The following is an 11,228-nucleotide window of genomic DNA, read 5'->3' as shown; positions in this document are numbered from 1 at the left end:
GCCCCAGCAGAACGGCTACATCGAAAGCTTCAACGGCAGCCTGCGCGACGAATGCTCATCTTCACCCCCCGTCAGTTCGGGAGCTTGAATCACGCAGACATACCAGCCGCAAGCCGATTAATGAATCCTGACCCTAAAGACCTCGGCGACGCACGCGGCGTGCCGAAGGGCACCAGGCCCCTCGCCGAAATGGACCCAACGGCCCATGACGTGATCTTTATGGCGGGCGCAAAGTCGCCCATGGCGACGATGATCGACGATGCGGCGCCGCATGCTGCGTCGCCCGCGACTATGAGGCCGGCAGGGTGGTGGCAATCGTCTGCCACGGCACATGCATCCTCCTGAAGACGCGGCTGTCGAACGACGACCTCCTGGTCAAGGGCAAGACCTGGACCGGCTTTGCCAACTCGGAAGCGGCCGTTGCCGATGCCAGGGTCGGCCAGAAGATCCAGCCTCTCCGGATCGCGGAAGAGGCGCGGAAGATTGCCGACACCAACTTCGTGCTGAGCGCGATGTTCAAGCCCTTCGTGCTGCGCAACGGCAACCTGATCACCGGGCAGCAGCAGTTCTCGGGCGGGGCGGCGGATCCCGCCGTGCAGAGGCCGGGCCGCCAGGGCCGGCGCAGGCGGCCTTTCCCTCAGGCCGGGTCGCAAGCGCCCCCCTGGCCCATGACGCCGGACAGGTCCGTCAGCCCCTGCCGCACCCTGGCAAAGCGCGCCAGCCGCTCCGTCCGCCCATCGGGCCGCGCCCGGACCAGACGGCCGGGCGGTGCCGGCGCGACCGCCACCCCGCAGGCCTCGGCCGCCATCCGCGCCAGACCCGCGGCGGTCTGCTCGGTCTCGTCGGGCAGGATCAGGTCCTGGCCGGCGACCTCGGACAGGAAGGCCACGAAATAGTCGTTCCGCGACAGCCCGCCATCGACCGAGACGGGACCGGCCAGCGGATGCAGCGCGCGCATCGCGTCCAGCACCTCGGCGGTGCGCAGCGCCACGCCTTCGAGGAGCGCCTGCATCAGATCGGCCTTGCCATGTCCAAGCCCAAGTCCCAGCCAGGCCCCCCGCGTGGCGCGTTGCCAGTGCGGGCAGCCCAGCCCGGCCAGTGCCGGGACGAAGACCAAGCCGCGGTCGATGGCCGGCGGAGCGGCGAAGGCGGAAATCCCGGCATAGTCGTCGAAAAGCCCCAGCTCGCGCGCCCAGTTCACTGCCGAGGCCGCGGCATAGACCCCGCCGTCCAGCGCATAGGCGACGGGCTGTCCCGCCCGCTGCCAGGCGACGGTGGGCAGGGGGCCGGGGCGTTCGGGGCGGACCAGTGTCCCGGTCAGGCATTGCACGAAGGCCCCGGTGCCGAAGGTCACCTTGGCCGCGCCGGGACTGCGGCAGCCGTGGCCGTAAAGCGCGGCCTGCTGGTCCACGATGGAAGCCGCCAGCCGCGCCCCGCCGGGAAGCGTCCCCAGATCGCCCGAGGTCGGGCCGATCTCGGGCAGACAGTCCATCGGAACCCCGAAAAGCGCGCAGAGGTCGGCATCCCAGGCCCCGGTTTCGAGGTTCATCAGCGAGGTCCGCGAGGCGGTGGCGATGTCGGTCTGGAACCGCCCCGTCAGCCGGTCGCGGAAGAAGGCGTCGGTGGTGCCCAGCCGCAGGTGGCCCTGCCGCGCCAGGTCGGCTGCCGCCGGCACATGGCGCAGGATCCAGCCCAGCTTTGAAGCGGAGAAATAGGGATCGAGCGGCAGCCCCGCCCGCGCCATGACGAGGGGGCCCGCCCCGTCCCGCTCCAGCCCCGCCGTCACAGGGGCGGTGCGGTCGTCCTGCCACGAGATCACCGGGCTGACCGGTCGGCCGTCGCGGGCGTCCCAGGCCAGGCAGCTTTCGCCCTGGTTGGCCAGCCCCACCACCTCGGGCGCCGCCGCATCGAGGCAGCGGCAGATGTTGGCCAGAAGCTCCTCGGCATCCTGTTCGACATGGCCGGGGGCCGGGTAGCCTTGCCCATGCGGGAGCGACAGGACCGGGCGCAGCGCGCCGTCCGAGTCCAGGGCCAGAACCCGGGTGCTGGTCGTGCCCTGGTCGATGGCGGCGATCCTCATGTCCGCTCCTCGATGGTCAGCGTCAGGCTGCCCGGTCCCGGATCGGCGGGCAAGGGCAGCGACAGGCGGCGCTCGGGCAGGCTGTCGAGCCGGGCCGAGGCCAGCGTCGCCCCGTCGCGCCGCAGGCAGAGCCGTCCCTTCGCCGGCGTGGCCAGCCGGATCTGCAAGCGGTCGTGCGCGGCGGCCTCGCCCCCTGCCCCGATCACCTGCGGCACCGCAAGGCGCAATGCGGGATGGTCCAGCGCGATCCGCGCGCCGGCGGGTGGCGGAAGCCGGCCCTCCAGCGCGGCAAGGATCGCCTGCGCCGTCCGCCGACCCTCGGACCAGCACCAGCCGGCCGTCTCCACCCCGCGCAGGAGGTTCCCGGCGGCGAACCAGGCGGGGTCCGACAGCCGGCCCCAGCGGTCGATGACCGGCCCGCCCGAGGCCGGATCGACCTCGAGATGACTGCCGCGCAACAGCGCGGCGTCGGGCCGGAAGCCCCCGGTCACGATGACCCCGTCGGCGTCAAGGTCGCGCGGGCCCATCGGGGTGGCAAGCGTCACGCCCTCGACCCGGGCACGGCCATGGATCGCGGCGATGTCGCTGCGCAACAGGATCGGCACCCCCATCAGCCGCGCCAGCCAATGCGCCGGGGCGCGGACCGTGGGGCGGTCGCCGGGTTCGATAATGGCCAGCGGCCGGATCCCCGCATGGCGGCAGGTCAGCAGCGCCGAGATGGCCACCAGTTCCGTCCCCAGGATCACCGGGCGGCGGAAGGGGCGCTGGCGGTTCAGATGGACCAGCCCCTGCAAGGCCCCGGTCGGGATCACCCCGCCCGGCTTGTCGCCGCCGATCAGCCGGGCGGCGCGGCTGGTCTCGCGGACGCCGGTCGCCAGCAGGACGGCGCGGGCCGACAGGGTGGCGGGGCCGGTGTCGTCGGTGATCTCGACCGTCCCGCCCGGCCGCAGCGCCGTGACCGTGGTGCGCTCGCGGATCGTCACCCCGGCCGACAGCGCCGTGGCCCGCAGTCGCGCGGCATAGTCCGGGCCGCGCAGCAGGCGGTGGAACTCGCGCATGCCGAAGGGATAGTGGCCGCAATGGCGCGGGATGCCGCCCGCCTCGGCCGCGCGCTCCAGGACCATGACCCGGCGACCGGCGCGGGCAAGCTCGATCGCCGCCGCCAGACCCGCCGGCCCGCCGCCGACGACCAGGATCTCGGCCTCAGCCATGGTCCGTCCCCAGCATCGGTTGCACGAGCCGCCCCTCGGTCAGCCGGGCGAGTTCGGCGGTGCAGTAGAAGCCCTGGCAGCGCCCCATCGTCACCCGCGTCCGCCGTTTCAGCCCCGCGAGGCTCGCCGCCGCCAGGGGGCCGGTCAGCGCCGCCTCGATCTCGCGCCGCGTCACCAGTTCGCAATGGCAGACCACGCCGCCGTGGCCGGGACATTCCCAGTCGCGCGGAGCCGCGACCGAGATGTTGGGCATCGCCGGCCAGACCGGATCGGCCAGCGGCGGGAAATCCCGCGCGGCCAGCCGCACGACATGCGCGGCGATCCCCAGCGCCGCCGACAGGCCGGTGGAGCGGATGCCCCCCACGCAGATATAGCCCGGCGCCAGGTCGTCGCGAATGCGGTAGTGCTTTTCCTCGGTCGCCGGGCGCAGCCCGGCGTAGACCGCCGTCACCTCGTGCCCGGCCAGCGCCGGCAGGATCTCTTCGCCCCGCCGCATCAGCGCCTTCAGCGTCTCGCGGTCGAGGCTGGCATGCTCGCGGTCGTCCTGCTCTTCGGCGGTCGGGCCGACGAGGAGGTTGCCAAAGGCGGTGCGGCAGACGACGATGCCCTTGGTGATCTTCGTCGGCACCGGCAATAGGATGTGCCCGGCCAGCGCGGCGGCGGTCTTGTCGTAGACGACGAACTGGCCCTTGCGCGGCTTGATGGTGAACCAGCTTTCCCCGGTGACGCGACGGTCCACCTCGTCGCCGAAAAGCCCGGCGGCGTTGATGACCAGCCCCGCCGTCACCTGCCCCGCCGTGGTCGCCAGATGCCAGACATCGCCCGACCGGCGGCCGGTCAGCACCTCCGCCTGCCGCATCAGCACCGCGCCATTGGCCAGGGCTTGCAAAAGATAGCCATGCGCCGCCGACCAGGGGTCGATCAGATGTTCGCCCGGCACGCGGAAACCGGCAAGCACCCGGTCCGACAGCGCCGGCTCCAGCGCCCGCGCCTCGGCCGCCGTGACCGGGTGGATGTCCGTCACCCCATTCGCCAGCGCCTGATCCATCAGCGCCGGCAGGCCCGCGACCTCTTCCTCGGTCCAGGCCAGCACCATTGCGCCCGCCCGCACCAAGGGCAGGCCCAACCTTTCGCGGATCTCGTGGTAAAGCGCATAACCCTCGCGGATGCAGGCCAGTTCCAGGCTGCCCTCGGGCGCGTCGAAGCCCGTATGCAGGATCGCGCTGTTGCCCTTCGAGGCGCCGTCCAGGACCTCGACTGCCTTCTCCAGCACCACGACCCGGGCACCCGCCAGCGTGAAGGCGCGGGCAAGCGCACAGCCGACCACCCCGGCGCCGATCACCGCCACATCGTATCCGGGATGGGAGGCGCTCACGGAGTTCCCCAGAAGTCGGCTGTGCATTTCAACAGGAATTGACTGTTCGGTCATTCCTGTCAAGCTGCCCCAGACGGCAGTGCAGATTTTTCACCGTCCGGTCAAGAAACCTGTTGACCTGAGCGGTCGGGCTTGGTCGGCTGGCTTTTGGGGAAGGTCATGAAGCCGAACGAACGACAGCCTCAGATCGAGGCGATCATCCGGCGCGAAGGGGAAGTCTCGGTCGAGATGCTGGCAGCTCGCTTCGACGTTTCGGCCGAAACGATCCGGCGCGACCTGGGCCTTCTGGCCGAGCGCGGCCGGATTCGGAAGGTGCATGGCGGGGCGCGACGGCCGATGCTGGTGGTCGAGCCCAGCCATGGCGAGCGCGAGATCGCCTCGGCGGCCGAGAAGGCGCTGATCGGCCGCAGGCTCGCGGATGCGGTTGCGCCCGGCGAGACGCTGTTCATCGACACCGGCTCGACCACGCTGGCGGCTGCGCCGGCGCTGGCGGCGGTGCCGGGGCTGACGGTGATCACCAATTCCTGTCGCCTGGCCGAGCGACTGGCGCAGGCGGGGTCGGATGCGGCGATCCATCTGCTGGGCGGCCGCTACGGGGCCGACAACGCCCAGACCATCGGCGGCACGACGATCGAGCAGATCGCCCAGTTCCGCGCCGACCGGGCTGTGCTGACGGTGGCGGCGGTCGATCCTGCGGTGGGGGCGATGGATGCAAGTCTTGACGAATCCCAGGTCGCCCGGGCCATGATCCGCCACGCCCGGACGGTCACGCTGCTTGCCGATGCCACGAAATTCGGCCGCCACGCGGCCTTTGCCGTCTGCGGCATGGAAGAGGTCGATCTCGTGATCAGCGACGGTCGGTTGGACAAGGCGCACAGAGAGGCGCTGCAGGACAAGGGAGTGGAAGTGTGGATCTGATCGAAATGGTGGGTGCGACATGCCGCATCTGATCCGGGCCTATGTGCGGATCGTCGACAAGGTCTCGGACTATGTCGGCTACCTGGCCGCATCGCTGATCTTCTTCATGGGGGCGACGCTGCTTCTGGACGCGGTCACGCGCAACGTGCTGAACATCCCCGTCCACTGGGCGATCGAGCTGACCCAGTTCACGCTGGCGGCCTACTATTTCATGGGCGGGCCGATCACGCTGAAGAACAACGAACATGTGCGGATGGACCTGTGGTACGCAAACCTGTCGGACCGGGGGAAGGCGAAGCTGGACCTGATCACCGTCTGGTGCATGATCTTCTACCTGGGCGTGATGCTGGTCGGTTCGATCTCGTCGCTGCAATACGCCATCCAGACCAACGAACGGCGGTTCTCGATGTGGAACCCCTCGGTCATCCCGATCAAGGCGCTTCTGACCGTCTGCCTCGTCCTCATGCTGCTCCAGGCCTTCGCGCTGGTGTTCAAGCACATCGCCACGCTGCGCGGAAAGCCGGTCTGACATGTCCTACGAACTGATCGCCCTTCTGATGTTCGCCACCATGGCGCTGCTGCTGGTCACGGGCCAGCGGGTCTTTGCCGCCATCGGTTTCGTCGCGGCCGGCGCCTCGCTGCTCCTCTACGGCAACGGCGCCATCGAACTGCCCTACAACCAGGTGTTCAAGCTGTTCAACTGGTACGCCATGCTGACGCTGCCCATGTTCATCTACATGGGCTACATCCTGGCCGAGAGCGGGATCGCCGAAGACCTCTACAAGATGATGCATGTCTGGTTCGGCCGCCTGCCCGGGGGCCTGGCCGTCGGCACGATCCTGGTGATGGTCATCATCTCGGCGATGAACGGGCTGTCGGTCGCCGGCATGGCCATCGGCGCCACCATCGCCCTGCCGGAAATGCTCCGGCGGGGCTACGACAAGGTGCTGATCTCGGGCGTGGTGCAGGGCGGCTCCTCCCTTGGCATCCTGATCCCGCCCTCGGTCGTGCTGGTCCTTTATGGCATGATCGCACGCCAGCCGGTGTCGAAGCTGTGGTTCGCAGGCCTGTTGCCGGGCCTTCTCATGGCCGGGATGTTCATCGCCTACATCATGATCCGCGCCAAGCTGAACCCGAAGCTCGCGCCCCCGGTCCCGGCCGAGGACCTGAACATGTCCTTCGGCCAGAAGCTCGCGTTGGCGCGGGCCGGGATCATCCCCTTCCTGATCTTCTTCTTCATGACCGGCCTCTTCGTCAGCGGCTACACGAGCCTGGTCGAAAGCTCGGCCGTGGGCGCAACCGCAGCCACGCTGGCCGCGCTGGTCAAGGGCCGCTTTACCTGGCGGCTGATCCGCGAGACCTCGATGAAGACGCTGGCGGTCTCCTGCATGTTCCTCTGGCTGATCCTCGCCGCGCTGGCCTTCGGCGCGGTCTTCGACGGCCTCGGCGCGGTCAAGGCGATCGAGAACCTGTTCATCGGCCAGTGGCACCTCGGGCCCTGGGCCATCATCATCATGATGCAGCTGAGCTTCCTGCTCCTGGGCATGTTCCTCGACGACACCGCGATGCTGGTGATCGTGGCGCCGCTTTACATCCCTCTGGTGGCGAGCCTGGACCTCGGCTTCGACAACCAGCTGATCTGGTACGGCGTCCTCTACACCATCACCTGCCAGATCGCCTACATCACGCCGCCCTTCGGCTACAACCTGTTCCTGATGCGCTCGCTGGCGCCCCGCGAGATCACGCTCCCGGACATCTACCGCTCCATCTGGCCCTTCGCGGCGATGATGGCGCTGACCATCGTGCTGTTGATGATTTTCCCGCAGATCGCGCTCTGGCTACCCGAGCAGATCAACGTGCGGGGCTGAATGACCAACCGGGCCAGAAGAGCCCAAGACAACAAGGAGACGACGATGACCGAGAAGAAACCGCAAAGCCCGTCCGAGGCGATCCTCGCCTCGCGCCGGAATTTCCTGCGCCAGTCCGTTCTGGGGGCGGGGGCTGCTGCCGGGGCGACGCTGGCCGCCCCTGCCGTGATCGCCCAGACCGGGCCGATCAAGTGGCGCCTGCAGACCTACTCCGGCGCCCCCCTTGGCGCGCATGTGATCAAGCCGCAGATCGATGCGTTCAACGCCGCCGCCAATGGCGAGATGGAGATCGAACTCTACTACGCCGACCAGCTCGTCCCGACCGCCGACCTGTTCCGCGCGCTGCAGAACGGAACGCTCGATGCCGTCCAGTCGGACGAGGCGACCATGGCCTCGCCGGTCGACATCTCGGTCTTCGGCGGCTACTTCCCCTTCGCCACCCGTTACAGCCTCGATGTGCCCGCCCTGTTCCGCTATTATGGACTGAAGGAAATCTGGGAAGAGGCCTATTCGGAAGTCGAAGGCGTGACCTGGCTGTCCTGCGGCGCCTGGGATCCGCTGCACATCTTCACCGTGAACAAGCCGATCCGGTCGCTGGCCGACATGAACGGGCTGCGCGTGTTCGGTGTGCCGACCGCCGGGCGGTTCCTTGCCAAATACGGCCTGATCCCGGTGACGATCCCCTGGGACAACGTGGAAGTCGCGATGCAGACCGGCGAGATCGACGGGGTGGCCTGGTGCGGCTTCACCGAGGCCTACGAGGTCGGCTGGGCGGACGTGTGCAAGTATGCGCTGACGAACTCGGTCACCGGCGCCTGGTTCGGCAGCTACTTCGCCAATACCGCCAGTTGGCAGAAGGTTCCGCCGCATCTGCAGGAACTGTTCAAGATCACCATCGACCAGTCGCATTACTACCGGGCGGTCTGGTACTGGGGCGGCGAGGCCAAGCTGCGCGTCGAGGGCGAGAAGATGGAACTGACCTCGCTTCCGGCCGAGGAATGGGCCCAGGTCGTCAAGGATGCCGAAGGCTTCTGGGACGAGGTGGCCGCCTCCTCGCCGCGCTCGGCCAAGGTGGTGGAGGCTTTCAAGAAATACGCCGAGACCATGGAGAAGGCCGGCTATCCCTACCGCTAGGCCTACGGGCCGTCAGGGCGTCGCACATGACCGGTGCGGCGCCCGTCCCGGATGCACCCGGGCCTGTGCGAGCTTTCGCAGATAATTTTCTGATAGTGCACGGAAACGGCTGATCCCGCCTGCGGACTGCGCTAGACCGATCGCATGGACGTCATCAGCCTTGTCGGCATCGTTGCCGCACTCTTCATCGTCATCAGCCTCAGCGAGCCGCTGGCCGACTGGTCGCGCCTGCCCTACACGGTGGTCCTGGCCATCATCGGCGTCCTGATCGGCCTCGGCGCGGCCTATCTGATGCGGCACGAACCCGCCGTCGCCGATCTGGTGCCGGCGGTTGATGGTCTGGAGTTCAGTATCCGGGCGAACGTGTTTCTCTACGTCCTCCTGCCGACGCTGCTGTTCCAGGTCTCGCTGGGGCTGAACCTCCGGCGCATGGCCGAGGACTGGGTGCCGATCCTCGTCATGGCCGTGGTGGCCGTGATCGTGGCAACCTTCGCCATCGGACTTGCGCTGCAACCCTTCACCGCCTTGCCCCTGGTGGCCTGCCTGCTTTTGGGCTCGATCGTGGCCACGACCGACCCCTCGGCCGTGGTCTCGATCTTCCGCAACATCGCCGCGCCGCAGCGGCTGACCCGCATCGTCGAGGGCGAGAGTCTCCTCAACGACGCCGCCGCCATCGCGCTGTTCGGCTTCTTCCTGACCTTCGTCATGCTGGGCGTGCCGAACCCGACGCTGCGCGATGCGCTGATCGGCTTTCCGACGCTGATCCTGGGCGGTCTCGGCATCGGCTGGCTGCTGGCCCGGCTCTGCCTTGGCATCCTGACCTGGCTCGCGCGCTTTCCGCTTGCGCAGGTCTCGCTCAGCGTGGCCCTGCCCTATTTCGCCTATCTGGTGGCCGACCAGCTTCTCGGGGTGTCGGGCGTGATCGCGGTGGTGATGGCGGGCATGACGCTGAACTACCTCGGCCCCGGCCGGATGTCGCCGACCAACTGGACCAACCTGCGCGAGGTCTGGGACGTGCTGGCCCATTGGGCGGGGGCGCTGATCTTCCTTCTCGCAGCACTTCTGGTGCCGCGTCTCCTTGCCGATTTCCGGCTCTACGATCTCTTGCTGATCGGTATCGTCATCGCGGCCGCGATCCTGTCGCGGTTGTTCGTCCTTTACGTCATCCTGCCGGCCCTGACTGCATTGCGCCTGTCGCCCAGGATCAACCGGCCCTACCGCGTGGCAATCCTCTGGGGAGGCCTGCGCGGGGCGGTGACGCTGGCGCTGGCGCTGGCGGTGTCCGAGAATTTCCGCGTCCCCGCCGACGTCAAGCGCGAGGTGGGCATCCTCGCCACCGGCTTCACGCTCTTCACGCTTCTGGTGCAGGGAACGACCCTGCGCTGGGTGATCTCGCTCCTTGGCCTGGACAAGCTGGCGCCGCTCGATCGGGCGCTGTCCAGTCAGGTGATCGCCGTGGCGTTGCAGACCGTGCGCGAGGAAGTTGCCGAGACGGCCCGCAGCCACAACCTGTCGCATGACATCGTCCGATCCGAGGCGAAGCGATTTGCGGAAAGGCTCGACGAGGCGATCCGGCGCGCCGAGGCGGCAGACGACATTCCCGACCGCGACCGGATCACGCTGGGTCTCGTGGCGCTGGCCGGACGCGAGCGCGACATGATCCTGGAGTCCTTCCGCGAACAGCTGATCTCGGCCCGGCTGGCCGAACAGATGCTGTCGGACGCCGACCGGCTGATCGAACGCACCCGGGCGGGAGGGCGCGAGGAATACCGCGCCTCGGGCCGTCTCAGCCTGGCCCGGGGCCGGGGCTACCGCCTGGCCATCCTGTTGCACAACCGGCTGCGCCTGTCGGGGTTGCTGGCCCGGCTGACCGCCGACCGGTTCGAGATCCTGCTGAACCTGCGCCTGATCCTGCGCGACCTGCATGGCTATATCGACAGCAAGATCCGCCGTATCCATGGCAAGCGGGTCGCGGACCTGCTGCACGAACTGGTCCGGCGGCGCGAGGATGAGACGGCAACCGCGCTGGAAGGGCTGCGCCTGCAATACCCGGGCTACGCCGAGGAGACCGAGCGCCGCTTCCTGCGCCGCACCTCGCTGCGTCTGGAGGAACGCGAATACGACGCGCTTTATGCCGACGGCCTCATCGGCAGCGAGCTGCACATCACCCTGAAGCAGGAGCTTGCCGCCAAGCGGCGCGCCTTCGACGTGCGGCCGCCGCTCGACCTCGCGGTGCAGAAGACCGAGCTCGTCCGCCAGTTCCCGCTGTTCGACACGATGAACGAAAGCAACCGCCGGCAACTCGCCAAGGCGCTGCGCACCCGCTACGTCCAGCCGGGCGAGGTGCTGCTGCGCAAGGGCGACACCCCGCGCGAGGTCTATTTCATCGCCTCGGGCGCGGTGGAATTCGAGACGGCGGGCCAGAAGTTCCGCCTCGGCCGGGGCGAGATGTTCGGCCAGCTGTCCCTGCTCAGCCGCCAGACCCGCCGCACCCAGGCGACGGCGATCAGCCACACCACGCTTCTGGTGCTGGACGAAATCCGCTTCCGCCGGCTTCTGAACCGCAACCAGAAACTCCGCGCCGTGGTGATCGAAAGCGCCCGGAAGCGCGGCCTCGACATCTCGACGCTGGAGTTCTGAGG

Annotated in this window: 8 protein-coding genes and 1 pseudogene; 6 read left to right on the top strand and 3 right to left on the bottom strand. The window is 68.5% G+C overall.

All coding sequences use genetic code 11. The annotated features are described in order from the left end of the window. Nucleotides 1-96 (top strand): annotated as a pseudogene (locus FL625_RS18595) (integrase core domain-containing protein); the annotation flags it as partial. 541 nt (nucleotides 97-637) lie between these two features. Here FL625_RS18595 and FL625_RS13410 read toward each other — a convergent pair. The 3 genes from FL625_RS13410 to FL625_RS13400 are packed head-to-tail and all read right to left on the bottom strand — an operon-like array spanning nucleotide 638 to nucleotide 4,666. Further along, nucleotides 638-2,080, bottom strand: coding sequence for an FGGY family carbohydrate kinase (locus FL625_RS13410; RefSeq protein WP_149589188.1), 1,443 nt, complete (start codon nucleotides 2,078-2,080; stop codon nucleotides 638-640). Next, nucleotides 2,077-3,291: an NAD(P)/FAD-dependent oxidoreductase gene (locus FL625_RS13405; protein ID WP_149589187.1), complete on the bottom strand. Its 1,215-nt coding sequence runs from the start codon at nucleotides 3,289-3,291 to the stop codon at nucleotides 2,077-2,079. Before FL625_RS13405 ends, FL625_RS13410 begins: the two co-directional genes overlap by 4 nt. After that, on the bottom strand, nucleotides 3,284-4,666 hold the full coding sequence (locus FL625_RS13400; protein ID WP_235019416.1) for an NAD(P)/FAD-dependent oxidoreductase: 1,383 nt from the start codon (nucleotides 4,664-4,666) through the stop codon (nucleotides 3,284-3,286). The genes FL625_RS13405 and FL625_RS13400 overlap by 8 nt, the downstream gene beginning before the upstream one ends. A 159-nt stretch (nucleotides 4,667-4,825) precedes the next feature. Between FL625_RS13400 and FL625_RS13395 the strand changes: the two genes are divergently transcribed. From FL625_RS13395 to FL625_RS13375, 5 genes are all read left to right on the top strand, one after another. Beyond that, entirely contained in the window at nucleotides 4,826-5,584 is a 759-nt protein-coding gene (locus FL625_RS13395) for a DeoR/GlpR family DNA-binding transcription regulator (protein WP_149589185.1), read from the top strand. Between the two features lie 19 nt (nucleotides 5,585-5,603). Further along, entirely contained in the window at nucleotides 5,604-6,113 is a 510-nt protein-coding gene (locus FL625_RS13390; protein WP_149589184.1) for a TRAP transporter small permease subunit, read from the top strand. A gap of 1 nt (nucleotide 6,114) precedes the next feature. After that, nucleotides 6,115-7,452, top strand: a complete 1,338-nt coding sequence (locus FL625_RS13385) for a TRAP transporter large permease (protein WP_149589183.1) — start codon at nucleotides 6,115-6,117, stop codon at nucleotides 7,450-7,452. A 45-nt stretch (nucleotides 7,453-7,497) separates the two neighbouring features. Next, on the top strand, nucleotides 7,498-8,586 hold the full coding sequence (dctP, locus tag FL625_RS13380; RefSeq protein ID WP_149589182.1) for a TRAP transporter substrate-binding protein DctP: 1,089 nt from the start codon (nucleotides 7,498-7,500) through the stop codon (nucleotides 8,584-8,586). 144 nt (nucleotides 8,587-8,730) lie between these two features. Then, on the top strand, nucleotides 8,731-11,226 hold the full coding sequence (locus FL625_RS13375) for a cation:proton antiporter (protein WP_149589181.1): 2,496 nt from the start codon (nucleotides 8,731-8,733) through the stop codon (nucleotides 11,224-11,226). Nucleotides 11,227-11,228: the final 2 nt, after the last annotated feature.

Origin of the sequence: Tabrizicola flagellatus (assembly GCF_008271465.1) — a bacterium.
Classification (GTDB): domain Bacteria; phylum Pseudomonadota; class Alphaproteobacteria; order Rhodobacterales; family Rhodobacteraceae; genus Tabrizicola; species Tabrizicola flagellata.
The sequence above is the reverse complement of the archived record's forward strand: the minus strand, read 5'-3'. Positions and strand labels throughout refer to the sequence as shown.